General features: G+C 42.0%; 27 protein-coding genes. 6 read left to right on the top strand and 21 right to left on the bottom strand.

Annotated features, from left to right (window positions below; translation table 11 throughout):
• Positions 1 to 202 precede the first annotated feature (202 nt).
• Positions 203 to 862, top strand: a complete 660-nt coding sequence (locus ACYP5M_RS07880) for a C40 family peptidase (RefSeq protein ID WP_101222488.1) — start codon at positions 203 to 205, stop codon at positions 860 to 862.
• 50 nt (positions 863 to 912) lie between these two features.
• On the opposite strand, the gene ACYP5M_RS07885 is transcribed toward ACYP5M_RS07880, so the two are convergent.
• From ACYP5M_RS07885 to ACYP5M_RS07895, 3 genes are all read right to left on the bottom strand, one after another.
• Positions 913 to 1,440 carry a DUF3221 domain-containing protein gene (locus ACYP5M_RS07885; RefSeq protein WP_101222489.1) on the bottom strand — a complete coding sequence of 176 codons (528 nt, stop codon included), beginning with the start codon at positions 1,438 to 1,440 and terminating at the stop codon, positions 913 to 915.
• Between the two features lie 157 nt (positions 1,441 to 1,597).
• A complete protein-coding gene (locus ACYP5M_RS07890) occupies positions 1,598 to 2,389 on the bottom strand; it encodes an SDR family NAD(P)-dependent oxidoreductase (protein ID WP_459734857.1) in 792 nt (263 codons plus the stop codon).
• Between the two features lie 23 nt (positions 2,390 to 2,412).
• Positions 2,413 to 3,381, bottom strand: a complete 969-nt coding sequence (locus ACYP5M_RS07895) for an MBL fold metallo-hydrolase (RefSeq protein WP_459734858.1) — start codon at positions 3,379 to 3,381, stop codon at positions 2,413 to 2,415.
• A gap of 514 nt (positions 3,382 to 3,895) precedes the next feature.
• Here ACYP5M_RS07895 and proC point away from each other — a divergent pair.
• Positions 3,896 to 4,741 carry a pyrroline-5-carboxylate reductase gene (proC, locus tag ACYP5M_RS07900; RefSeq protein WP_057278877.1) on the top strand — a complete coding sequence of 282 codons (846 nt, stop codon included), beginning with the start codon at positions 3,896 to 3,898 and terminating at the stop codon, positions 4,739 to 4,741.
• Between the two features lie 72 nt (positions 4,742 to 4,813).
• Here the strand turns inward: proC and ACYP5M_RS07905 are convergent, their stop codons facing one another.
• On the bottom strand, positions 4,814 to 5,236 hold the full coding sequence (locus tag ACYP5M_RS07905) for a VOC family protein (RefSeq protein WP_459734859.1): 423 nt from the start codon (positions 5,234 to 5,236) through the stop codon (positions 4,814 to 4,816).
• Between the two features lie 283 nt (positions 5,237 to 5,519).
• On the opposite strand from ACYP5M_RS07905, the gene ACYP5M_RS07910 reads away from it, so the two are divergent.
• Positions 5,520 to 6,062 carry a MerR family transcriptional regulator gene (locus ACYP5M_RS07910; RefSeq protein WP_459734860.1) on the top strand — a complete coding sequence of 181 codons (543 nt, stop codon included), beginning with the start codon at positions 5,520 to 5,522 and terminating at the stop codon, positions 6,060 to 6,062.
• Positions 6,063 to 6,230: 168 nt separating this feature from the next.
• Here the strand turns inward: ACYP5M_RS07910 and ACYP5M_RS07915 are convergent, their stop codons facing one another.
• The 5 genes from ACYP5M_RS07915 to rnz all read right to left on the bottom strand — a co-directional run bounded on the left by ACYP5M_RS07915 (position 6,231) and on the right by rnz (position 11,086).
• Positions 6,231 to 7,025, bottom strand: coding sequence for an ABC transporter ATP-binding protein (locus tag ACYP5M_RS07915; RefSeq protein ID WP_101222496.1), 795 nt, complete (start codon positions 7,023 to 7,025; stop codon positions 6,231 to 6,233).
• Complete coding sequence (locus tag ACYP5M_RS07920; RefSeq protein ID WP_459734861.1) at positions 7,000 to 8,031, bottom strand: ABC transporter permease; 1,032 nt, start codon at positions 8,029 to 8,031, stop codon at positions 7,000 to 7,002. Before ACYP5M_RS07920 ends, ACYP5M_RS07915 begins: the two co-directional genes overlap by 26 nt.
• Positions 8,032 to 8,063: 32 nt before the next feature.
• Positions 8,064 to 9,059 carry an ABC transporter substrate-binding protein gene (locus ACYP5M_RS07925; RefSeq protein WP_101222497.1) on the bottom strand — a complete coding sequence of 332 codons (996 nt, stop codon included), beginning with the start codon at positions 9,057 to 9,059 and terminating at the stop codon, positions 8,064 to 8,066.
• 206 nt (positions 9,060 to 9,265) lie between these two features.
• Entirely contained in the window at positions 9,266 to 10,081 is an 816-nt protein-coding gene (locus ACYP5M_RS07930) for a squalene/phytoene synthase family protein (protein WP_459734862.1), read from the bottom strand.
• 63 nt (positions 10,082 to 10,144) lie between these two features.
• Entirely contained in the window at positions 10,145 to 11,086 is a 942-nt protein-coding gene (gene rnz, locus ACYP5M_RS07935; RefSeq protein ID WP_459734863.1) for a ribonuclease Z, read from the bottom strand.
• 231 nt (positions 11,087 to 11,317) lie between these two features.
• On the opposite strand from rnz, the gene zwf reads away from it, so the two are divergent.
• Complete coding sequence (gene zwf, locus ACYP5M_RS07940) at positions 11,318 to 12,817, top strand: glucose-6-phosphate dehydrogenase (RefSeq protein WP_434167364.1); 1,500 nt, start codon at positions 11,318 to 11,320, stop codon at positions 12,815 to 12,817.
• Between the two features lie 44 nt (positions 12,818 to 12,861).
• Here the strand turns inward: zwf and ACYP5M_RS07945 are convergent, their stop codons facing one another.
• Positions 12,862 to 13,023, bottom strand: coding sequence for a hypothetical protein (locus ACYP5M_RS07945; RefSeq protein WP_157831000.1), 162 nt, complete (start codon positions 13,021 to 13,023; stop codon positions 12,862 to 12,864).
• A gap of 297 nt (positions 13,024 to 13,320) precedes the next feature.
• Here ACYP5M_RS07945 and ACYP5M_RS07950 point away from each other — a divergent pair, with 297 nt between their 5' ends.
• Positions 13,321 to 13,494, top strand: coding sequence for a hypothetical protein (locus ACYP5M_RS07950; protein WP_034308217.1), 174 nt, complete (start codon positions 13,321 to 13,323; stop codon positions 13,492 to 13,494).
• Positions 13,495 to 13,598: 104 nt separating this feature from the next.
• Here the strand turns inward: ACYP5M_RS07950 and gndA are convergent, their stop codons facing one another.
• The 5 genes from gndA to mce all read right to left on the bottom strand — a co-directional run bounded on the left by gndA (position 13,599) and on the right by mce (position 20,038).
• A complete protein-coding gene (gene gndA, locus ACYP5M_RS07955; RefSeq protein WP_101222501.1) occupies positions 13,599 to 15,011 on the bottom strand; it encodes an NADP-dependent phosphogluconate dehydrogenase in 1,413 nt (470 codons plus the stop codon).
• Positions 15,012 to 15,053: 42 nt separating this feature from the next.
• A complete protein-coding gene (locus ACYP5M_RS07960; RefSeq protein ID WP_101222502.1) occupies positions 15,054 to 16,328 on the bottom strand; it encodes a DNA polymerase IV in 1,275 nt (424 codons plus the stop codon).
• Positions 16,329 to 16,710: 382 nt separating this feature from the next.
• Positions 16,711 to 17,832, bottom strand: a complete 1,122-nt coding sequence (locus ACYP5M_RS07965; protein ID WP_101222503.1) for a tripeptidase T — start codon at positions 17,830 to 17,832, stop codon at positions 16,711 to 16,713.
• 233 nt (positions 17,833 to 18,065) lie between these two features.
• Positions 18,066 to 19,616, bottom strand: a complete 1,551-nt coding sequence (locus ACYP5M_RS07970; protein ID WP_459734864.1) for an acyl-CoA carboxylase subunit beta — start codon at positions 19,614 to 19,616, stop codon at positions 18,066 to 18,068.
• Positions 19,613 to 20,038, bottom strand: a complete 426-nt coding sequence (gene mce, locus ACYP5M_RS07975) for a methylmalonyl-CoA epimerase (RefSeq protein ID WP_202190570.1) — start codon at positions 20,036 to 20,038, stop codon at positions 19,613 to 19,615. Before mce ends, ACYP5M_RS07970 begins: the two co-directional genes overlap by 4 nt.
• A 166-nt stretch (positions 20,039 to 20,204) precedes the next feature.
• Here mce and prli42 point away from each other — a divergent pair, with 166 nt between their 5' ends.
• Entirely contained in the window at positions 20,205 to 20,300 is a 96-nt protein-coding gene (gene prli42 / locus ACYP5M_RS07980; RefSeq protein WP_155726463.1) for a stressosome-associated protein Prli42, read from the top strand.
• Between the two features lie 40 nt (positions 20,301 to 20,340).
• Here the strand turns inward: prli42 and ACYP5M_RS07985 are convergent, their stop codons facing one another.
• The 6 genes from ACYP5M_RS07985 to ACYP5M_RS08010 form a co-directional block, all read right to left on the bottom strand.
• Positions 20,341 to 20,856 carry a L,D-transpeptidase gene (locus ACYP5M_RS07985; RefSeq protein WP_434167368.1) on the bottom strand — a complete coding sequence of 172 codons (516 nt, stop codon included), beginning with the start codon at positions 20,854 to 20,856 and terminating at the stop codon, positions 20,341 to 20,343.
• A gap of 31 nt (positions 20,857 to 20,887) precedes the next feature.
• On the bottom strand, positions 20,888 to 21,877 hold the full coding sequence (locus ACYP5M_RS07990) for an aromatic acid exporter family protein (RefSeq protein ID WP_230176992.1): 990 nt from the start codon (positions 21,875 to 21,877) through the stop codon (positions 20,888 to 20,890).
• Between the two features lie 191 nt (positions 21,878 to 22,068).
• Positions 22,069 to 22,791, bottom strand: coding sequence for an amino acid ABC transporter ATP-binding protein (locus ACYP5M_RS07995; RefSeq protein WP_101222507.1), 723 nt, complete (start codon positions 22,789 to 22,791; stop codon positions 22,069 to 22,071).
• On the bottom strand, positions 22,784 to 23,443 hold the full coding sequence (locus ACYP5M_RS08000; RefSeq protein WP_101223460.1) for an amino acid ABC transporter permease: 660 nt from the start codon (positions 23,441 to 23,443) through the stop codon (positions 22,784 to 22,786). The genes ACYP5M_RS07995 and ACYP5M_RS08000 overlap by 8 nt, the downstream gene beginning before the upstream one ends.
• Before the next feature lie 117 nt (positions 23,444 to 23,560).
• Positions 23,561 to 24,364: a transporter substrate-binding domain-containing protein gene (locus tag ACYP5M_RS08005; RefSeq protein WP_202190591.1), complete on the bottom strand. Its 804-nt coding sequence runs from the start codon at positions 24,362 to 24,364 to the stop codon at positions 23,561 to 23,563.
• A 312-nt stretch (positions 24,365 to 24,676) separates the two neighbouring features.
• The gene (locus ACYP5M_RS08010; protein WP_034308239.1) at positions 24,677 to 25,114 is read right to left on the bottom strand and encodes a BrxA/BrxB family bacilliredoxin; all 438 of its coding nucleotides are present in this window, start codon (positions 25,112 to 25,114) and stop codon (positions 24,677 to 24,679) included.
• Positions 25,115 to 25,164 lie beyond the last annotated feature (50 nt).

Below are 25,164 nucleotides of genomic sequence, written 5' to 3' on the forward strand. Positions count from 1 at the left end.
AATAATTTTCAATGGATCCTTATACTTAGTTTTTTTAATTTTTTTCACCCTTTTCAACAGTCTTTCGTCTATTTTAAATTTAGTCTTACTACTCATTTTTTGTAATAAAACTGTAACCAAAATTATGTCTAATTGTCATAATGGTATTGTAGGATAATATTGTTAAGAATATAGAGAGATAGATAGAGAGGAAATGAAAATTATGAAGAAATGGATCGCTTCAGCTGCTGTTGCTTCTGCCATGATGCTAACCCCGCTGCAAGCCTTTGCAAATATTGGAGATCAAACCCTCAGACCCGGAATGACACATAGTGATGTCAAACAACTACAACAACTTTTAAAAACCAAAGGTTATTTCACATATTCAGGTTCACTGACTACATATTACGGCACCTATTCTGTATCAGCAGTAAAAAAATTCCAAAAAGCTAAAGGGCTGACTGCCGACGGAATTGCGGGCCGTAACACATTTAATAAGCTTGGTGTTTATAAGGTCAATAATACAAGCTTGATCAGCTATGCAAAAACCTTAATAGGCAAACCCTACAAATGGGGCGGAACAACACCAACTGGATTTGACTGCTCAGGCTTCGTCTATTACGTATTCCAGAAATCACAAGGAATCACCTTACCGCGTACAACATCCTTGCTTTATTCCAATACAGGTTTAAAAGTATCTTCACCAGCTAAGGGTGACCTTGTATTCTTTGATACTTCTTCTGGAAGAACAGGGGTATCCCATGTTGGTATCTATATCGGAAATGGTCAATTCATCAGTGCTACTTCTTCTAAAGGAATAACCATCACGGATATGGATAATTCTTATTGGAAACCAAAATATTTAGGTGCGAAAACTTTATAAAATCCCATAAAACAACCGGACAGAATTCATAGTGATTCAGCCCGGTTGTTTTATTTTATATATAATATTTCATCCGTTAAATCCTCAACTGTCACCATGAATGAAGCGTCCAAGTTGGAACGGTTCATCATTTCGATATTATAAACATGCTCTGACGGTAAATGGACGACTTCGAGAACCATGAATCGCTGACTTTCCGCTTTACTGACATGATTGAGGGCAGCAGTGACCGCCCTTTGTTCGGCCAAGCTTTTTACATCCGTCAAAACAAGAATCAGTTCCGCTTCCGCTTTCCCAGGAAATGATTTCTTCACCCCGCCCCGGTGCCATGGTTTCACTTTCATCCCGATTTCCAGGTCGGAATAATCGAGAGCGTTACCATGTTGATCTTGAATGGATGTATCAGTGGTCACCTTATAATACGTCCTTTTAATCAAAATCCTTTTATCGTCAAGATCCGTAATGAAACCTTCTTCCCCCTTACCGACGGCATCATCCCTGTTCCAATCAGGGGATTGACAGCTACCCAGAATAAAGGCAACGAATATGGATATATAAAGGTTTACAATCCTCTTCATACAAATCCCTCCTACTAGAAATAGACGGATCCCCCATGAAATAGTTACCAATTCATATGAAAACTTCGGTTATTTCAAAAAAGGGGAATGTCATCGACATTCCCCTTTTGCCTATTATATTAGACCATCTTTCGCCTTGTCCGACATCGAAAGTTGCTTACTTTTTAAAAAATGCTTTTTTTCCTAATGTTTCGGTGATTTTTGGAAACATGTTATACCATTTCCCAGCAAAATTCATCCAGCCAGGGAGATTGATTTCCCTCTTATTGGTCAGCATCGCCGCTACGATTTTAGCAGCGACATCTCCAGGCTTAAGCATGAATTTTTCAACATTTTTTAAATATGTACCTGATTCATCGGCAATGTTAAAGAAATTCGTTTCTATGGGGCCAGGATTAACGGTGGTCACAAAAACATGATCTTCCATCAGCTCAAGCCGAAGTGCGTTTGAATAGCCAAGAACCGCGAACTTAGTCGATGAGTACAATGTTGATTTAGGAGTGGCGATTTTACCGGCCTGTGAAGCGATATTGATGATATGCCCCGATTTTCTCTGCTTCATATACGGAAGAACCTGCTTTGTGCAGGCCATCAATCCAATGACGTTGACAGCAAACATTGCTTTCGTTTCATTTAATTCCGTATCCTGCGCTTCTTTAAACGTGCCGAAACCGGCATTGTTGACCAACACATCCACTTCACCTATTTGCGCATGAATGTCATTAAATACATTTGCCACCTGATCAGTGTCTGCCACGTCAAGCTTATAGGCATATGCATCAATTCCATATCGGGTGATCAATTCATTCCTTAGCTGTAGTAATTTATCCATACTTCTGGCCAAGAGGACGAGACGCCCCCCCTGCTTTGCACTTTGAATGGCAACTTCCTTGCCAATCCCTCCGGAAGCTCCAGTAATAACAATGACTTTGCCTTGCAACTTATTCAAAAAAGTGAGCCTCCTTGCGAACATTAAGCGATTGAATACAGAATGACCCCTGATTGAATTTCTGTTTCGACTTCACCCAAGTCTTCTAAATAGTCCAGCTGACCGACCGTTTCCGAAAGTGTCAGGCCCACTTCCTGAAGGTATACTTTCGGAAACAACTGCTGACATACTTCAAAGACCGATAAAGGCTTATCTTGAAGCATGCTTTTCACCTGCATGGCACGGTTATGCTGCCGCTCGAATCTATAGTGAATCAAGTCGGCAACCGCATCTCCATCCACTTCAGATCCATGTCCGGAGTAAACGGTGGATATGGAAAAATCCAATAATTTCTGAAGTGATGCATTATACTGCAGTAACGGACGAGGCCTCATGCCCCCGGGAAGTAAAGGTGGTTCCATTAATGGATTAGGTGAAATCTTGGCAAGCAAATGATCGCCAACGATCATGACCCCGTCACTTTCGCGGTAAAAGGATAAATGGCTTTGCGCATGCCCTGGAGTCTCGATCACTTTCCAGCCTGGAAGACCAGGGAGCTCATCTCCCTCAGCCAAATATCCATTCAGCTTCCGTTCACTAAGGAAACTGATTTCGTCGCGATTGTGGATCAGTTTATTTTTCAGCTCTTCTGCCACTCCGAACTTTGCGGCATAATCAAGGAAAAAACGATTATGGATTTCTAGGAATTCATCACTGATGGTCAGCCAGCGCTGATTGTTTTTGTGTCCATAAACCGGGATCTCTTTTTCAAAGAAATCGAGTCCACCAGCATGATCAGGATGATGATGGGTTAAAATGATTTGTTCGATATCAGTCAGTTTCAGACCCAAATCCCCAAGCCCATTAGTCAAGGCTTCTTTTGATCGTTTTGTTTTCACTCCAGTATCGATTAGCGTTAAAGCATCCCCTTTAACTACATAAACATTCACATCACCCACTGCAAACGGCGTAGGCAAAGTAATTTTTGCAATATCTCCATTCCAATTCACCATAATCTTTTTCCACCTTAGAAAATTATATTTATATAAAACTTTTTATACACTAAACAGAATTCTAAGTATACTTATCATGTATAATTACCATTTTACATGTATTTTTAATTACTGTCATTATTTTCACATAATTCATGTCTATTTTTTCTCGTCCATGCATATATTATCATTGACAGAGTGCTAATTTATCCTTCATAATCACAAGTAATTAAAGACGGCATGGCTTTGATTAAGGCCAAGTAAATTATTGATGGCGTAAAGAGAGTGAAGCTCGGAATGTGCTGAAAGGCTTCATCGCCCCCTCATTATTGAACCTACCTTATGAGCCTTCAGGAAAACCTGACGTAATTCCCGCGTTAGAGGATTCAAGTGCAGCTTTTCTGTTTATTTATTATGGGAAAGTTGAACAAAGGTGGTACCACGGAAGCTAGACCTTTCGTCCTTTATTGGATGAGGGGTCTTTTTGTTTTTTTAAAAAAGGCCGAAAACTTTAAAAGAAAAAGGAGCGGGAAATATGAAGAAAATCGCATTTATCGGAGCTGGATCGATGGCAGAAGCAATCATTTCGGGGCTGGTGACCCAACAGGTAATTGAACCGGCAAATATTTTTGTAACAAATAAATCAAATGATGATCGGTTCGATTATTTAAAGAACCAATATGGTGTAACTGCCACAAGATCGCTGCAGCTATTAGTACAGGATGCCAACCTTGTCGTGCTGGCGGTGAAACCGAAAGATATTTTAGAAACAATGCAATCAATAAAAGAATATATTCGTGAAGAAATGCTGTTCATTTCCGTTGTTGCCGGGGTTCATACAACAAGCTTGGAAGGTATCGCCAACAAACGGTTCTCGATTGTCCGTGCCATGCCCAATACATCGGCAGCTGTAGGGAAATCAGCAACGGCCCTTGCGGCTAACTGTCATACGAAAGAAGCGCAATTACAAACGGCGATTACCCTTTTTGAAACGGTAGGTACAGTGGCAGTTGTCGAAGAAACCCAGCTAGATGCGGTAACAGGCTTATCTGGCAGCGGTCCGGCTTATATTTATTACTTGGTCGAGGCATTGGAAAAATCAGCAGAAAAAATAGGTCTCGATTCCGAGACCGCTAAGCAATTGATTCTCCAGACACTGATGGGTGCGGCCGATATGTTACAGAAATCACCTAAAACGCCTGCCGTACTAAGAAAGGAAGTAACTTCACCAGGCGGAACGACTGAAGCAGGTCTGAAAGCACTTCAAGCACATCAAGTGGAAGAAGCATTCATTGCCTGTGTACAAGAAGCGACTGAGCAATCGAAGCGGATGGGCAATCAAATAAGTAAAGAACTAGCCAAATATGTCGTTTCGCAGTAAGGCATGATGATGATCGGCTGTTGCAAGGCAACAGCCCTTTTTTTCTAAGGGGTAACCCTTCCGAAGTGTGCGTTACTTTATAATCAGCATATCATTTTCATCAAAACTCCAATCCTTCGAATACGCAACCTCCCAATAGTAACCATCGGGGTCTGAAAAATATCCGCTGTACCCTCCCCAAAAAACATCCTGAGGTGATTTCTCGATTGTTCCCCCGGCCTTTTCAGCTTTGTTGATCACATCATCCACTTCTTCAATTGATTTGGCATTATAAGCAAGCGTAAGTCCCGGGAAACCATTTTTCTTAGGCGGTTCTTTCTCATTGATGTCTTTTGCTAGCTCCTCTAAAGGATACAAAGCAAGTTTCGTTCCGGCATTATTAAAAAAAACGATTGCGGGTTCGTCCTCTTTAACCGTTGTATGAAATCCCAACCCGTCCCGGTAAAACCTTAATGATTCAGCAATATCCCTGACACCTAAAGTAATCCTGTTCATACTGGTCCTCCTTTTTCCATGTTTTAAGGGTAAATTCGACATCTGCATCACATTTCCCTTTTTAGCTTGATTACCATCATCCATGCCATCACAAATGCTTCTAAAAGTTCCTAACAACGCTACCATTTACAAAAAGCTGTCCACATGGAATTCCACCTTGGATTGCCCCTCATGCAAATTACGTAGGAATTTCACTTTCTTTGCCGAATGAATACATGTTTTGTCAACTGTAAAGGAATTTCCTTATACTTATCGAATTCAACAACCAAAAGGGGGAATCTCGATGAATACAAGTGCAGTTGCCCGGTTACTGAATGTTTCCCATAGTACGATTCAACGCTGGGTCACCCAATTGAACATGGAAGTAGAACGGAATCAGCTTGGCCACTACCAGTTTTCGGATGAAGACATTGGATTATTGAGAAAAATCCAAGATCAGCTGAACGAGGGCATCATTCTCCAAAAGGTCAGCATCTCAGAGAAGAAGCTTAGAAAAGCAACCATCCAGAAACACCCCGAACCGAATGATCAACTGCTTGAACGGGTCAACAGGCTTGAAAATGGCCTGAAAACAAAGGCGGACGATGTTGTATCCTATCAGCTTTTACAGCACAGAAGTGAAATGGAAGAAATGCACAAACTCGTTAAGAAGCTTGAAGCCCGTATCGAAGCGCTAGAAAAACCAATGGGTCAAAACTTTGATTATTTCCTCGCGGCTGAAGAAGCTGCTGCCACTAAAAAGACGAAGAAAAGGCCATTCATAAAAATGATTTTTGGAAACAGAAAGAACGATAGTTCATCATGGAGCACAGCCGACAGCGATTGACATCGTTTTTCAAGACTGCTCATGAACACCCACGATAGCCATTTTTCTTAAGCAAAACATTTCTTCAGTAACAGGACTTCAGTAATAGGACCTGACCTTATTAATTACCCCAAAATAAAAAGGCCCTGACCCAATATTAATCTATCTGGGTCGGGCCTTTTCATCATCTTAAATCAACACTGCACGGTCATTGAGCATTTTTTCGCCTTTAATGCGCTGGAATTCGTTAAGCAGTTTTTCGACGGTTAGCTTCTGCTTTTCAGCGCCTCTGGCTTCAAAAATGATCTGTCCCTTATCCATCATAATCAAGGAATTTCCAAGATCGATTGCCTGCTGCATATTATGAGTCACCATCAACGTCGTTAACTGGTTCTTTTCGACGATTTCCTTTGTCAGGTTTGTAACGAGCTCTGCCCGTGAAGGATCAAGTGCTGCTGTATGTTCGTCAAGTAGCAGGATTTTAGGGTCGGTGAAGGTCGCCATCAGCAATGATAGTGCCTGGCGCTCCCCTCCTGATAATAATCCCACTTTTGCAGTCATCCGATTTTCCAAACCTAAATGAAGGGTGCCCAAACACTCTTTAAAAAGTTCTTTCCGTTTTTTTGTCACCCCAAAGCCTAAACCTCTTTTATTGGTTCTGCCATAGGCAATCGCCATATTTTCTTCAATAGTCATATGTGGTGCAGTCCCCAGCATGGGATCCTGAAAAACACGGCCAATCATTTTGGCACGGGCATGTTCTTCAATGGCCGATACGTTTTCACCATCGATGATGACTTCACCTGCATCAGGGAGAATTTTACCGGAAATCATATTCATCAACGTCGATTTACCTGCTCCATTACTTCCGATGACTGTTACAAATTCACCTTTTGTCATCTGCAGTTCCAGATTTCCAAGGGCTAACTTTTCATCTGGCGTTCCCTCATTGAAAACTTTATAAATCTGATTTAACTGAAGCATATTCTTCCCTCCCTTTCGGTAAAGTCCCAGCATGGCGCATCTGTATTTCTTTAAGCCGCCTTTTCTTCCGGGTTTTTTCCTTTTGCTTATCAGAAATTTTAGGAATGACAAGTGCCCCGACCACAATAAGTGCCGTAATTAATTTAACATCACCCGTTTCAAGGAATTCAACGCGAAGTGCCAAAGTTACGACGATTCGGTAAATGATCGCCCCTCCTATGACTGCCAGCGTAGCACGTGCAATCGTTTTTGCACCAAATAGAGCCTCACCGATTATGACGGATGCCAATCCGATGACAATGATTCCAATCCCCATGCCTATATCGCTAAAACCGTTATATTGGGCAACCAAGGATCCCGAAAAAGCCACTAGTGCATTTCCGATTGCAAGTCCCAGGATCTTCATGTTGCCGGTATGGGCGGAAAAACTCTTGACCATGGCCTCATTATCACCAGTCGCCCGTAAGGCAAGACCAATTTCCGTTTTTAAAAAGGCTGACATTCCTGCTTGGATGACTACAGCCACAATCAGCATAACGATTAATATGGCCCACGTTTTCGGCAGGCTGTCACCGAGACCCACGAATGATAAAAGACCATTCAACAAATTGTCCAACCCGGTGCCAGCCCAGGCATCCTGGATATTCGTGATAATGGTTGTTTGGGAAAGCAACGGAATGTTGGATGCACCCATGATCCTCAAATTGATCGAGTAGAGCGCAATCATCATTAAGATACCCGCCAAGAGAGGATTGATTTTCCCTTTCGTATGCAGGAACCCCGTTATCGTCCCAGCGATGAACCCTGCCACCATGGCACTCAACGTGGCAACGATCGGCGAGTAACCGTTAACGATCATAATCGCGGCAACAGAGGCCCCTGTCACAAAACTGCCTTCCACAGTCATATCCGGGAAGTCGAGAATCCTGAATGTTAAATAAACACCTAGTGCCATGATCGCATAAATCATTCCCGACTCAAAAGAGTTGAATAAGGCTGAGAACATTTTTTTCTTCCTTCCCCGAACAAAAGCAGAGTTTATTTTACAAACTCAGCATCTGCTTTCCATTCTTCTTTTATTTCAACACCCATATCTTTTGCTGCTTTTTCATTGATGACCAATTTCAGTTTTTGTGGATATTGAACCGGGATATCTCCAGGTTTTTTACCATCCTTCAGGATTTCAACCGCTTTTTGCCCCGCTTCATAACCAATGTCATAGTAACTGAAGCCATATGCTGCAAAACCGCCAGCATTCACGGAATCAAGTTCGCCGACAAACAATGGGATATCTTGATCATTTGCCACGGAAATGACCGATTCCAATGCCGAGACAACTGTATTATCAGTAATGATATAGAAAGCATCCGCTTTTCCGATTAAAGATTCCGTTGCCTGTTTAACATCCGCTGAAGTCGAGACGGATGCTTCCACGACTTTCAAACCAGCTTTTTTCGCTTCCGCTTTCACATTCTTTATTTGGACGACTGAATTTTGCTCCCCTGTATTATAGACAGTTCCAATTGTCTTCGCCCCAAGCTCTTCCGCTAGGAATTTCATTGACTTTGCAATGGCTTCAGGATGGGAATCCGTCGTACCCGTCACGTTTCCGCCTGGTTTTTCCAAAGAAGTAACAAGTTCACCCGCTACAGGATCGGTAACCGATGTAAAGACGATCGGGATATCCTTGGTCGCATTTAAAGCACTAAGAGCACTAGGAGTCGAATTGGCAAATATCAGATCAACTTTATCCCCAACAAAGTTATTGGCAATCGTCTGACTGTTGTTTTGGTCACCCTGTGCAATTTGAAGATCATATTTGGCATTGATGTCACTGTCCTTCAGTGCCGCCTGGAATCCTTCATATGCTTGATCCAGGGAATCATGCTGAACGATTTGCGTTACCCCAATGTTGAAGGTATCCTTTCCGCTTTCATCCTTTGCCGTATCTTTTTCCTTGTCATTTCCACACCCAGCCAATAATAAACCTGCGACCAATGTCATGGCTGCTGTTGAATATAATTTCTTTTTCATATTTTCCCCCCGCTTTTTCCTTATTTAAAATAATGTTTTTCTAATGATGCCAGCTTTTTCGCTTTTATTTCCTAAATTATAATCGTTTAGTCCCAATTATTCCAATATATTTTTTAACTTTTTAGAATTTTTTGAGTTCTAAATATAAAACATGAAAAAAGCTGCTGTGAAAGGTATGGTAACTTTCACAGCAGCTTTTTGAAAAATCAGTGTTCGACGACCTGGCTGACAATTTCGGTAACTGTAGCACGATCAATTTTTTCTTTGCCTTCTTTTAGGGCTTTCAATGTGGCTTTTGCCAATTCCAAAGGTATTTTACAGAATTGGATGATCTCTTTCGTTTCAATCTCTCCAATATACGCATCGGCTAATGCAAGATTATGTTCGGTATGGGCAAGCATCTCGTCGAAACCCCAGCCATCCGGATAAAAGTTCACACCACGTTCTGCATCTTCCTCACGGTTACGCAGGATATTGACCGTTTGGAGTCCACGGCCAAATGCGATGGCAAGTTCACGGTCCGTTTCGGTTCCATCGTACCAGTTCCACATATCGGACAGCATGACCCCCACTAAACCTGCAACATAATATGTGTAATCATCGAGTTCCTCTTCATTATGGATTTGCCAGTCCTTAGTAACCCATTTTGCCATGCCTTCGGCCATTTCCTTAGTCGACTCCAAGACTTTGGATTTTGCACCGGGAGGACAAAATTCAATCCAGTCCGAAAGAAACAGGGTCACCTCGGGCAGATCATCCTTATATGGTTCAAATAACGATTGAAGATCTTCTTCCCTGAAATCAGCATCAAGCTCACTAAGGGCCTGTAACAGGGAAACCTTAATATCTTCTGGAAGACCTGGGTGGTCCTCGATCTCATCGATGGCGCGCATGCAAAGGTATGCAGCTCCAATGGCCTCTTGTAACCCCTTTGGAAGATAGCTGATCGGAATGAAAAAAGTCCGGCTTGTTTTTAGGAGAAAATCCATTGCTTTAGTATGTAGGGCACTTTTGTCAGTCATATTTACACTCCTTTAAATATCCAATGAACAATTGATTAATTATATCAAACATTAGCTTTGATTTCAGCTGCCCGATTCCTCTGAATACAAAGGAATTTTAATGGCCATTAGATCTTCACCCATAATCGTGTTTGGAAAAATCGCTTTGCTTTCCTCTTTTAGCCTCTCGGCATCCTCCGGAGTATACCGTGAGCTGATATGCGTAAGGATTAGATGCTTAGCTCCCGCTTTCAAAGCCGTTTCTGCAGCCTGAACGGTGGTCGAATGATAATAGGCTGATGCCATTTCCGCTTCTTCCGCTGAAAATGTAGCTTCATGAACAAGGTAATCCGCCGATTCAGCAAGAATGAGCGCATTGCTGCACATTCTTGTATCACCAAGAATCGTGATGATCCGGCCTTTTTGCGGAGCACTGAGATAGTCCTTCCCATTTAAGACACGGCCATCATCGAGACAGACCGTTTGCCCATTTTTCAATGCTTTAAAAAGAGGCCCCGGCTTCACACCTTCAGACCGCAGCCGGTCGACCAGTAAGCTTCCCGGACGATCTTTTTCCACAATCCGGTAACCGATGCTGTAAATGCCATGATCAAGCGACATGGCCGTCACTGTGAATTGTTCGTCCTCAAACACTTCGCCTTCTTCTATTTCGATGATTTCCAAGGAATATTTTAAATGAGTTCCACTCACCTGTAAGCTCGTCATAATAAATGCCTCTATGCCTTGTGGACCATATACGGTCAATTTATCCACTCCGCCCTGAAAAGATCTGCTGCTTAAAAATCCAGGTAGTCCGAAGATGTGATCACCATGTAAATGGGTGATGAAGATCTTTTCAACCTTTCGCGGTTTGACTGCCGTTTTTAATATTTGATGCTGTGTTGCTTCCCCACAATCGAATAACCAAACCGTCCCACGTTCTTCCAATAATTGAAGGGCGATTGATGTCACATTACGCGCTTTAGCCGGAACCCCAGCGCCTGTACCCAATAAAACGAAATCCACTCATACTACCTCCGTTGCAAATACTTTATGACTTAACTATAGCATAACCAAGGTGCTCTTTCATTTATGACCCATTAAAACAGAAATCAAATTAAACTTTTAATGAAATATAGAGAAAAAATGCGCAAATTGATTGCTTTGAGGGAAAGCTAAACGTAAAATTAGAAATTGGTACACATTCGGGAATTCCAACTTTATAGACAGATTTAACGGAAAGTTGAGGTTTTAAACATGACAGAAAACAATAAACCCACAGCATTGATCATGATTTTTGGTGCTACCGGAGATTTAGCGAAAAGGAAATTGTTTCCTTCCATATATCGACTATTTCAAAAAGAGAAAATCAATAAGTTCGCCGTCGTTGGAGTGGCAAGGAGGCCATTGACGAACGAGGAGTTTCAAACAAGTGTCAAGGACTCGATACTTACGTTCGGACATGCGGAAGAAAAGGTCGACGAATTCATTTCCCATTTCCATTATCATTCCCACGACGTTTCCAGCTCGGAATCATACCTGCAGTTAAAAGACATTGCCGAACAATTAGACGGACAATATCAATTAGAAGGAAACCGGATCTTCTATTTGGCGATGGCGCCTGAGTTTTTCGGAACGATTGCCGAACAGATTAAAGCACAAGGCCTGAGTGACACGAATGGATATAAGCGCCTGGTCATAGAAAAGCCATTTGGACACAGTTTCGAAACAGCACAAAAATTGAATGAGCAGATTCGAACTGCATTCGCTGAAGATGAAATTTACCGTATCGATCATTATTTAGGTAAGGAAATGGTACAAAATATCGAGGTAATCCGTTTTTCCAATGCCCTATTCGAGCCGCTTTGGAATAACAGATATATATCCAACATCCAGGTTACTTCAAGCGAAACACTCGGCGTTGAAGAACGCGGGCGTTATTATGAAACCAGCGGTGCCCTAAGGGATATGGTCCAAAACCATCTGCTGCAAATGGTGGCCTTGCTAGCCATGGAGCCTCCGATCGCTTTGACGACGGAAGAGATTCGAAGCGAAAAAGTGCGGGCATTGCGTTCACTTCGACCAATGAAAGTGGACGAAGTCAATCAATACTTCGTCCGAGGCCAGTATGGTGAAGGAACGATAGACGGTCAAACACTTCCGGCCTACCGCAATGAACATAACGTAAATCCGGAATCAAACACAGAGACCTATGTTGCGGGTAAATTGATGATTGATAACTTCCGATGGGCCGGTGTTCCTTTTTATATCCGCACCGGTAAGAGAATGGATGTCAAATCAACGAATATCGTTGTTCAATTCAAAGATATCCCAATGAACCTGTATTATAAAACGGAAGAAACACTGAACCCGAATCTTCTCGTTATCAATATCCAGCCTGACGAAGGTATCACATTGTACCTAAATGTGAAGAAATCCGGGACGACATCCAATACAAAGCCAATGAAGCTGACCGTCTCGAACAAAGGGATCGAACACATCAATTCTCCCGAGGCATATGAAAAGCTACTGTTTGACAGCATGCGCGGGGATGCTACAAACTTTACGCATTGGGACGAGGTTGCCCTCTCATGGAAGTTCGTCGATACCATTTCCAATGCATGGGAAAACACTAAAGACGAGTCTTTCCCTAACTATGAAGCTGGATCCACAGGTCCACTTGCATCCGATGAACTCCTGGCAGAAGATGGACATATCTGGTGGCAAGTCAAGAAAAACCAAAATAATAATGATTGAAATGAAGAAGGGACGCAGATTTGAATCTGCATCCCTTTTTTCATTCATGAAACACTCTTCCTCAGCAATTTATCACGGATAATATGATACATTTCCTTGGGCTTAGACATTTCTTCCCCCACTTCCGAATTGAGCCAAAATGAAACACCGAATTCTAAGGCGATGAAAAATAAAAATATGGCTACAGCCCACCAGATGATGAACATAAGTCACCCGCTCCTTCTCTCTGCCTACTTATATCCTACGGTCCGTCCATCTCTTTCATTGTTTATATTCCTTTTTCCGCAGGTGTTTAAACCTAAAAAGCATGGATGAATGCATACATCATACTATGTTTTTCCTAAAAAAGGTAAATTAATTGGAACTATTTACAACTAGTTCATCTTTACCATTTTAACCCTTCCAACCTCTTTATAGAAATAGAATGGTAAGTCCTTGCTAAGGTTACACTAGAAAAGGCGCCAGTGACGGCACCACTAACTTCGATGTGGAGGGATTAAACGATGGACATTCGTGAAGGATTAATTCCAACAGCCTTGGGCACAGCCGTGACAGCTGCGGGTTATGCAATGAAGCAGACCCGTGGCTCAAACAAAATGGTAGCTAATACGGTTTTTGGTTTCGGTTTGGCACATGTTGTATTAGGGGTCATTGACCTTGTAGAGCATCGGAGATAGTAAAAAAAGAGGGCGCCAAGCGCCCTCTTTTTTTACTACAACTGGATCCCGAAACAAAAAAGCCGGTTTAAAAGGGAATCCCCTTCAAAGCCGGCTTGAACTTTTTATTTTTCCATCCATTCGGTATGGAACGTTCCTTCTTTATCAATGCGTTGATAAGTATGAGCTCCAAAATAGTCACGCTGTGCCTGAATAAGATTAGCTGGCAGCGTTTCTGTACGATAGCTGTCGAAATAGGCAAGTGCTGATGACAAGCAAGGAACCGGGATTCCATTCATCACTGCCGTTGATACTACCTCACGCAAAGCTCCTTGATAGCTTTCGACGATTCCTTGGAAGTAAGGATCTAGAAGAAGGTTGTTCAAGTTCGCTTCACGATCGTATGCTTCCTTGATTTTTTGGAGGAATTGTGCACGGATGATACATCCGCCACGGAAAATCATCGCGATGTCCCCATATTGCAAGTTCCAGTCATTTTCTTCCGATGCTGCTTTCATTTGTGCAAATCCTTGTGCATATGAACAGATTTTGCTCATATAAAGTGCTTTACGGATACTTTCGATCAAAGCCTTTTTGTCGCCTGTAAATGATTCGGCTTTTGGCCCACGAAGGATTTTACTCGCTTCAACACGCTCGTCCTTGATTGCTGAAATAAACCGGGCGAATACGGATTCCGTAATGATTGGAAGCGGAACACCAAGATCAAGCGCACTTTGACTTGTCCATTTCCCAGTACCTTTTTGGCCAGCTTTATCTAAAATGACATCGACCATCGGCTTGCCGGTTTCTTCATCATATTTTTTAAATATATCAGCAGTAATTTCAATTAAATAGCTATCAAGTTCCCCTTCATTCCATTCAGAGAAGACTTCATGCAATTCTTGAGCAGATAATCCAAGAAGATTTTTCAGAAGGAAATAAGATTCGGAAATCAATTGCATGTCTCCGTATTCAATACCATTATGTACCATTTTAACATAATGACCTGCCCCATCCGGTCCGATATAAGTGCAGCAAGCATCCCCATCGACCTTAGCTGAAATGTCCTTCAAGATCGGTGCAACCAGTTCATATGCTTCTTTTTGACCTCCAGGCATGATGGATGGACCTGTCAGAGCTCCTTCTTCCCCTCCTGACACGCCTGTACCGATGAAATGGATGCCAAGCTTGCTTAACTCCTCATTGCGGCGCTGAGTGTCCTTGAAGAAGGTATTCCCTCCATCAATAACGATATCACCTTTTTCAAGTAACGGTTTTAACTGCTCGATTGTTGCATCCGTTGCCGCTCCTGCTTTAACCATCAATAAAATTTTGCGGGGTGTTTCCAAAGAATTGACGAATTCTTCAAGCGTATAAGCGGCTGTTACGTTTTTGCCTTCCGCTTCCTTCATCATTTCGTCCGTTTTTGATCCTGAGCGATTATACACGGAAATTGAATATCCCCTGCTTTCAATATTAAATGCAAGGTTCTTGCCCATTACGGCTAGTCCGATAACGCCAATCTGCTGTTTTGTCATGATTCATCTTTCCCTTCTCTATATCTTTACACAGCCTGTACGCTAATCTTTGTCAAAAGAAGGATCATTCCTCCTAGTTTGCTCAAAGAAATCTTTACTGAAGCTAGTGTCTGTTCCAATTGAACGATTTTTCAAGGGTAATCCCTTTTTAATAATATTTTCTCCGTACTTATTTTGCAAGTGTTCCATCGCTTCATACAGAGGTTCTTTTTCTGCATCCTCTTGAAAGGAGAAAATATCCAGTTGCTTGAAGGCCGACTCTTTTTCGATGACATCATAGGCAGTGACACCAAGAAGCCTGATTCCTTCCCCATTCCAATTTTTCATGAATAGATCGATAGCTCCATCCAAAATATCCTTTTTTTCAAAAACTGGATTAGGAACCGTTCTGCTTCTCGTTATAGTGCGGCGGTCTTTGTAACGGATCGTCACACCTATTTTTTGACCAAGCAGGCGTTTATTTCTCAAACGGACGGCTACCTTGCCGGAAAGCTTATCCAATACTCCAATCAGTTCTTTTTGATTGGCAGAGTCATGCGGAAGAGTTGTCGAGTTCCCAATGCTCTTATGCTCAAAAATCGCTTCGGGATCCACTACTCTGGGGTCGATTCCATTAGCCCTATCTTTCAAACGGATGCCATTGATACCAAGTAGCTGTTTAAGTTGACTATCATTGGCGTGTGCTAGGTCCCTTATCGTCTTTATCCCGATAGTTTGAAGCTTTTCCGAGGTCTTATCCCCGATGCCGTGCATTTCGCCAACTTGTAAAGGCCAGAGCTTTTCCGGAATGTCCCGTTTCCTTAACACAGTGATTCCCATAGGTTTCTTCATATCGGAAGCAGTTTTGGCCAAAAATTTATTAGGGGCAATCCCGATGCTGCAAGGGAGATCCATCGTATTAAAAATTCTTTCCTGAATGCTATTGGCTATATCTAAAGGCGAACCCAACTCGGCGCATTCACTAATATCCAGATACCCCTCATCAATCGAAACCGGTTCAACCATCTCTGTATATTGCCTCAATACATCAAAAATAGCCAGTGATGCCTTTCGATAGCGCTCGAAATTCGGTTTCTGAATGACTAATTGAGGACATAGTTTTTTTGCCTGCCAAATCGGCATGGTCGTTTTAACCCCGAACTTCCTCGCCTCATAGCTGCAGGTGACGATTATCCCCCTTCTCTCTTCAACATTGCCCGCAATGGCTAGCGGTTTGCCTTTCAATGAAACATCATATGACATTTCCACTGAAGCATAGAAACTATTCATGTCTACATGGAGAATGACCCTGCCATTTTTGGGATACATGTCCTTCATGTTTGACCGTCACATCCTTGTAAAAATAAGAAACACCGGATTATTGGGACAATAAAAAACCATTTCTATTAAGGTACCCCTATTTATCTTTGGTAACCTCGGTGAAAGATGCTCCACTCCAAGAAAAACAGCCATCATGTCATTGATGACTGTAATCCTTCAATACTTTGAACGCCTTCCAAATATATACGAGTTCTTGCTGATCAATGTCGTAATCAAACCGCAATACCGATTACTTAATAAGGCACCGTTCAATGGGTATAAATCAAGAATTTCACGGGTTCAATCGAAAAGGCATATCCCTTATCCTTCGCAAGAAATGCGACCACCTTTTCGATTCACTCAGGAAAACTCCTACATTACACTGTCATATTGCAGGTGATTATTCCCCTGATACTTCTTTGATGATAGCGACGACCATTTCAGCTAGCTTCGTTAATTCCTCAACCGGAATTCTTTCATTCGTAGTATGGATATCTTCATAGCCCACTGCGAGATTGACAGTAGGGATGCCAAAGCCTGCAATGACATTCGCATCGCTTCCTCCGCCGCTTTTAACCAGCTCGCATGGACGGCCGATTTTCTCTGCTGCCTTCCTTGCAATTTCGACTACATGATCACCAGCACCATATTTAAAACCAGGATACATGACGTTAACTTCAACTTCAGCACGTCCGCCCATTTCAATGGCTGCAGTCTCAAATGCCTCTTTCATTTTCGCTACCTGTATTTCCATTTTTTCAGGAATCAAGGATCTTGCTTCTGCAAGGATTTCCACATGGTCACAAACAATATTGGTTTGCTGTCCACCCTGGAAACGTCCGATATTGGCTGTCGTTTCCTCGTCGATTCTGCCTAATGGCATTCTAGAGATTGCTTTGGCAGCGATCGTAATGGCCGAAACGCCTTTCTCAGGAGCGACACCAGCGTGAGCAGTCTTGCCTAAAATGGTTGCAGACACTTTCGCCTGAGTAGGTGCAGCAACAACCACATTGCCCACTTTTCCATCACTATCAAGTGCAAAACCGAATTTAGCCGTTACAAGGGAGCGATCCAATGCCTTTGCACCAACCAAGCCAGATTCTTCACCGACTGTTATGATGAATTCGATTGTTCCATGTTCGATATTCTGTTCTTTCAACACTTTAAGCGTTTCTAGCATGACCGCTAATCCAGCTTTGTCATCCGCCCCTAAAATGGTCGTTCCGTCTGACACTATGTATCCATCTTTGATGGAAGGCTTGATTCCGTTCCCTGGAACAACCGTATCCATATGGGAGGTGAAATAAATGGTATCTACGCCTTCTTTCATTCCTTTTAAAGTACATACTAAATTCCCTGCACCATGACCGGTAACTGCTGTTGTATCATCTTCAAAAACTTCTACACCCAGTGCCCCGAATTTTTCTTTCAGCACTTTGGCGATGGCTGCTTCATTTTTCGTTTCGGAATCAATCTGCACCAATTCCATAAATTCATTAACTAAACGTTCTTCATTAATCATAAAATAAAACCTCCAAAAAAGTTTTCCTCTTTAATTATACTTCTAAAAGCCGCGCCCCGGCAAATAATGTGATAGGAAGAACCCAGCCTGATAAAACATGCTGGTCATTTCCCTGCCGCGGGGGCCTTGTTAAAAAGGTGAATGAAGACTTAAATATTGTTTTCTTTAAAATGATAGCTTCCCAGTATGGAAAAGAGCCCAAAACAGATGGTTTGGGCTCTTTTCCATGTTGATCACAACGGGATATTTCCGTGTTTTTTCCATGGTCGAGTTTCTTTTTTGTTGCGCAGCATTTCTAGAGATTGAATGATCTTAATCCTGGTTTCACGGGGATCAATAACATCATCCACCATTCCAAGACTTGCGGCAACATATGGATTGGCGAACTTCTCACGGTATTCTTCAATTTTAGCTGCACGTGTCGCCTCCGGATCTTCGCTATTTTGTATTTCACGGGCAAAAATGATATTTGCCGCTCCAGCAGAGCCCATTACCGCAATTTCAGCATTAGGCCATGCAAACGTAAGATCCGCACCGATGGATTTACTATTAAGTGCCACGTAAGCTCCTCCGTATGCTTTACGCAGGATGATCGTCAATTTTGGTACTGTCGCTTCCGAATAAGCATACAGGAGCTTTGCACCATGGCGAATGATCCCGCCATGTTCTTGTTTAACGCCCGGGAAAAAACCCGAAACGTCTTCAAACGTAATTAGCGGAATGTTAAACGAGTCACAGAAACGAATGAAACGGGCAGCCTTATCTGATGAATCAATATCAAGCCCCCCTGCCAACACCTTTGGCTGGTTACAGACAAGCCCCACTGATTTCCCTTTGATGCGCGCCAAGCCGACAACTATGTTTTTTGCAAAACCCTCTTGAACTTCCATAAAGGAATCCTCATCGACAACCTGCTCCAATACTTTCCGGACATCATATGGACGGATCCCTTCATAAGGTACTACATCCGTTAAGTCCGGACGGTAGTCATCTCCATCGTCAGCTTCCAAAACCGGCGGCTTCTCTTCATTATTTTGTGGAAGATAGCTCAGGAGGCGTCTAACGTCTGCCAGTACTTGCTCCTCAGATGCCCCCTTGAAATGGGCATTACCGCTTATGGTATTATGTACAGTCGCTCCACCCAATCCTTCAGATGAAATCTTTTCACCTGTAACCGTTTCAATGACTTTAGGCCCTGTTATGAACATTTGGCTCGTTTTTTCAACCATGAAGACAAAGTCGGTTATGGCTGGGGAATATACGGCTCCGCCTGCACAAGGTCCCATAATAACCGAAATCTGTGGGATGACCCCTGAATAAATCGAATTCCGGTAAAATATTTGGCCATATCCGTCAAGCGAAACTACACCTTCTTGAATACGAGCCCCGCCAGAATCGTTCAAACCAATGAATGGCGCTCCATTTTCCGCTGCCAAATCCATAACATTGGCAATTTTCAGAGCATGCAATTCACCGAGTGCTCCGCCAAAAACAGTAAAATCCTGTGAAAACAGATAAATGTCGCGGCCGTTGACCTTACCGTAACCGGTGACAACCCCTTCTCCCGGACCTTCTTCCTTTTCCATGCCAAAATTGGTATTACGGTGTTTGATAAAAGGATTAAGCTCTATGAAAGTACCCGGATCAACTAAAAGTTCAATTCTTTCCCTTGCAGTTAGTTTGCCCTTTTCATGCTGCTTATCGATTCTTTCTTCACCGCCGCCCATTTCCACTTTACGGCGTCTGTCATAAAGGTCATTGATTGTATCATATATGTCTGTCATTCCTGCTCCTCCTTTGATAATGCTTGTTCACAAAGCTCATATAATACACCCGCGGTTGACTTGGGATGAACGAAAGCAACATCCGCATTGTGCGCTCCCTTTCTTGATGAGTCATCAATCATGCGCAATCCAGATTCTTTGATTTCCTTTATTCTATCTTCAATATCATCGACCCCAAGGGCAACATGATGAATCCCTTCACCGCGTTTTTCAATGAATTTGGCGATTGGGCTTGCCGGTGATAACGCTTCCAACAACTCCAAACGCGTATTGCCTGCCAGGATGAAGGCCACTTTCACTCCTTGGCTCTCCACTGTCTCGATTCCTTCAAGTTGCAATTTCAACGTTTCCGTGTAAAGCGGCAAGGCTTCATCCAGGGACTTGACGGCAATACCGATATGATCGATATTTTTAATCATCATAAAAACCTCCATGCTATGTATTATTGGATGACTCCATTAAAATACTACTAATCTTGCATAAAACCTTTTAAGATTCGGAATAATATGAACATTATACTTTTACTTGTTTCTACTAAATGTTCAAGTTAAAATAAAATCAATTAAACTGTTTTAAGGGAGAGGGCATATGGGAAACAAGAAAATCAGAAAAATCGTCGTGTATTTAATGCTTATCTCAATGTTATTAACAAGCTTATTATCAGGTATCGCATTTCTTTTGTAATAGACACCGTAATCGGGAGGGAAGCAAAGCTTCCCTCTCTTTATTTTATCGCTCCATTTTTCTTTGCCAACGTTTTGAAATCCTCGTTCGATATGGTGATCAACACCTTAGTGCCGATGGGGACTTTTTCGTACAAACGCTCTACATCGGATTTATGCATCCGTACACAGCCATTTGATATGTATTTACCAATTGATGATGGCTGATTCGTACCATGGATGCCGTAAATCCTCCCATCGGTATTTCGTGCATCGAATCCAATCCACCGCGACCCCAGAGGGTTCCTTGGATCGCCTCCAGGAATATTCTTTTTCCGGTAATATGGATTGACCGCTTTTACTTTTACCGTGAAAATCCCTTCAGGCGTCAGTTCCTGACTCTTTCCCGTACCGACCGGCAGAATCTCCTTGACCTCGTTATCATCAATGAACGCCAATTTATTGTTGGCTTTATTGATGATGATAAACGGATCGCCAGGCTTGACCGGCTGAGGTTGGGCTTGTACCTGAAGCGGCCACAACGATAGCATAAGCAACAAAGAAAGGATCCATTTCATTTGTATCAATTCCTTTACTTTTTTGCTTAGTTTAAGCCAAGTGCCTCTTTTTCATTCGGTTGCTGGTCAGCTTGGGCAACCCCTTGAAAGAATGCTTCAACAATAAATAGCGCTCCATTTCCTTCATGAGCTGCAGTAATGCGGCCCTGGATTCGAACTCTTCCCGTGTCTGCGGCAGTGCCATTCCCCTAAAATGAATCTCCATTTCTTCAAGTTTTTTCAGATAAAGAATGGCCGTATTTTGCGGGTGGACGTTTTCTGCCAAATCTTCTATAAAATCAGCCACTATCCCGCTTTGCTTCACGACCAACGGAATATTCGTGACTAGGGGAAGAATTCGTTCAATTATTTCAAATTGCTTTTCACGCATTTTGAAATAATGGTAATACAGGTCTTCTTCCCTTAAAAAATGATTTTCCACATCCCTGAAGGCAAGGCTTTTGGCCTGATTAAGAAGATTGGCCGTTTCGGTGATTTCCTTACCATCCCATGTGTGATCATTATCCCTTAAGTAGCGGACAATCCCCATCAAGATCGCACTAAAATTAGTTTCGATACTTTCCTGATAGGCCAGCAGTTTGTCATCGACACTGGGCATGTACAGGTTCATGACAAGCGCCACTCCAACTCCAACTGCAATTAATATCGTTTCATTGATCAGCAGGGAAAAAGTGATGTCACCAGACCCATATAGGTGCATGATGATGACGCTGCTCGTTACAATCCCCTCATTAATCTTCAAGGCAACTGTCGTTGGAATGAAAATCAAGAGGATCAAACCTATTACCAGCGGGTGGAATGCGATGAACTGAAACAATAGGGATGCATAGGCCATTGCAATCAAACAAGCTAATAACCGGTGCCAGGAGGCATACACCGACTTCTTTTTCGTAACTTGAATGCATAAGATCGCAATGATTCCCGCAGCAGAGAAATATTCGAGATTAAGCATTTGTGCAATAATAATTGCCAGGGTGGCCCCCAAAGCAGTTTTAATCGTCCTGTATCCGATTTTAAACATTGTTATGTATCACCTGGCTCTTTCTCTATCTATTATAATACTATCAGGAAATGAGATATTTTCACAGTCCTTTGCGAGTTAAATTTCCAATTTTTCTAAATACATTCACGCAAAAATACATTATAGGAAAAAAATAAAAAAGGTAACCTAAACGTTACCTTTTTTCACAATTATATACTATTCACTTTAACTTATAAAACTTTTTCCAAAAAGTCTTTTGCACGCTGGCTTTTCGGATTGGTAAAGAATTCTTGCGGAGCACTTTCCTCAACGAGCAGACCTCCGTCCAGGAATAGTACTCGATCGGCCACTTCTTTGGCAAACCCCATTTCATGCGTTACGATCAGCATGGTCATCCCCGTATGTGCCAGTGACTTCATAACCTCAAGCACTTCTTTTACCATTTCGGGATCAAGCGCTGAAGTCGGCTCATCGAAAAGCATTACTTCCGGGTTCATTGCCAATGCCCGTGCAATAGCGACCCTTTGTTTTTGTCCGCCTGACAGTCGATTTGGATAAGCCGATTCTTTATCGGCCAAACCGACTTTAGTCAAAAGCTCACGAGCTTGTTTTACAGCCTCGGCCTTTGATAATTTTTTCACCTTCATTGGTGCATATGTCAGATTCTCCAGTACTGTTTTATGCGGAAATAAATGAAAATGCTGAAATACCATTCCGACATTTTCACGCACCTTCATGATATTGGTCTTTTTTTCAGTGATGATTTGATCTTTAAACCTGATTTGACCATCAGTTGGAGTTTCAAGCATATTGATGCAGCGCAAGAAAGTTGATTTTCCCGACCCTGATGGACCGATGATCGCTAACACTTCACCTTGCCCTATCTCGGTGCTGATTCCTTTTAATACCTCGAGCTTGCCATAGTTTTTTTTGAGTCCATCAATTTTAATCACTGCGTCTCATTCTCCTTTCAATCACTTTGCCTAAGATGGTGAGAACCATGACCATCACATAATAAATGAGGCCGGCAAATAATATCGGCTCGAAGAATTTATATGTCTCACCGCCGACAATATAAGAACGGCGCATGATATCCCCTAATCCAATAATCGTGACGACGGCTGATTCCTTCGTTAAGGAAATCAATTCGTTCACAAGGGATGGCAGGATATTCTTGATGGCCTGCGGTAGGATAATATTTAGCATCATTCCTGAATAGGGAACACCAAGTGCAAGCGAAGCCTCGCGTTGGCCTTTATCGACAGCTAAAATGCCTCCCCTGATAATTTCAGAGATGTATGCTGCTGAATTTAGCCCGAATGCTAAAAATGCTGCTTGGAACGCTTCGATTTGAATCCCTAATATTTGTGGTGAACCAAAATAAATCAGCATTAATTGCAGCACTAAAGGGGTACCGCGAAAAATGGATGTATAAAAGTCAGCAATCCAATTTAAGGGCTTGATTCTGCTGATCTTAAGTATAGATAATAATATTCCCAAAACAAATCCGATTACTGCCGCTACCGCTACAACCTTTAATGTAGTCGGTATCCCCTCCAGGATATATGGAAGGGAAGGAATAATCCTTTCAAATTCAAGATTCACTCCATTCATCCTCTCTTATGAAGGCCGTTATCGGGCCTTTCTCCTGCTTCATTTTATTAGCAATAAAGCGCGGAAAAACGTTCAGAAGGCATTCTGAACGCTTTTCATCTCTCTGTTTTATTCAGTTTCACTGCCACCGAACCATTTTAATATTAATTTTTCCATTTCACCATTTTCCATCATTTTTTTCAACTCGGCATTGAATTCTTCAGTTAACTTGCTTCCTTTTTGGAAAGCGATTGCCGAACCGGCATCTTGATCACCAGACTTGATCAAATGTCCCACCAATTCTTTATTATCTTTCAAGTAGCCTTTTGCAACAGTATCTTCCATGATCACGGCGTCAAAACGTCCTGTTGACATTTCTTGAACAACCTCAGGAATACGATTCCGTTTTTCAACTTTCATCCCGATATCTTGGGATTTATTCAAGTCATTTGCCAATGTCTCCTGGATGGATGCAAGCTGTACGCCTACCGTTTTCCCTTTTAAATCTTCAACAGTTTTGATTTTACTATCCTCTGTCGTGATGATCATGTTTTTAGCTGTATAGTAAATATCACTGAAATCGACTGATTGCTCACGTTTTTCAGTTGGAGTCATTCCAGAGATAACGAAATCGACCGATTTATTTTCCAGAGCAGGCACAAGACTATTAAAGTCAATGTCCTTCACTTGGACTTCATAACCTAATTTTTTTCCGATTGCTTTAGCGATATCAATGTCAAATCCTTTGATTTCATCACTTTTAGACGTTTCAACAAATTCAAATGGTGGATAATCCGCAGATGTTCCCATTACCAGAACCTTTTTGTCTTCTTTGTCAGCTGTGTTCTTATCTTCTTTCTCTGATGTTCCGCATGCCGCTAAAATACCTACTAATAAAACAGAAGTAAGCAACAATGCTAACTGCTTTTTCAACTTCATTATTATTCCTCCAAAATGATATTTTCAATTCTCTTGTTATTAAATTCGGTTTAGTTAAAATTCGAATAACTAATATTCATACACTAATGTGTATTTTAACACACTCTAATAATTATTCAATAACGTAAATAATAGATTCATTTTTCAGAATATTACTATAACTTAATTTCTGGCATCTCGCTTTTTCCCAAAAGGGAATATTTCGGCTTCCTTATCTATCTTCTTTCCTAAATGTTCCTTACTTATGCAGATTCATGAATAAAAAAACCCGCCGATTGGGCGGGTTTTTAAGGTTATCGCTATGGGTTACACTTCTTCGCAATATTGATCGAAGTAGTCTTGTAATTTTTCCACTACAGACATCGGGTGGTGTCCTTCAATTTCATGGCGCTCTATCATCGTGATGATTTTTCCATCCTTCAGCAATGCAAATGATGGAGATGACGGCGGATATCCTTCGAAATAATCACGGGCTTTCTCCGTCGCCTCTTTATCTTGCCCAGCAAAAACGGTTACAAGCTGATCTGGGCGTTTATCATTATGGATTGCATGTGCCGCTGCAGGTCTAGCTATTCCCCCGGCGCAGCCACAGACGGAATTGACCATAACAAGTGTCGTTCCTTTTTGTGCAAATACTTCCTCAACTTCCTCGGGAGTAGTCAATTCTGTATATCCAGCAGTCTTTATCTCATCGCGAGCCTGTTTGACTACGTCGTTCATTAAAAAATTAAAATCCATATTCATGGCATGTGCTCCTTCCAAGTTTTCTCTTCAATCCTATCATAACAATTGCC

Source organism: Peribacillus sp. N1 (assembly GCF_054600815.1).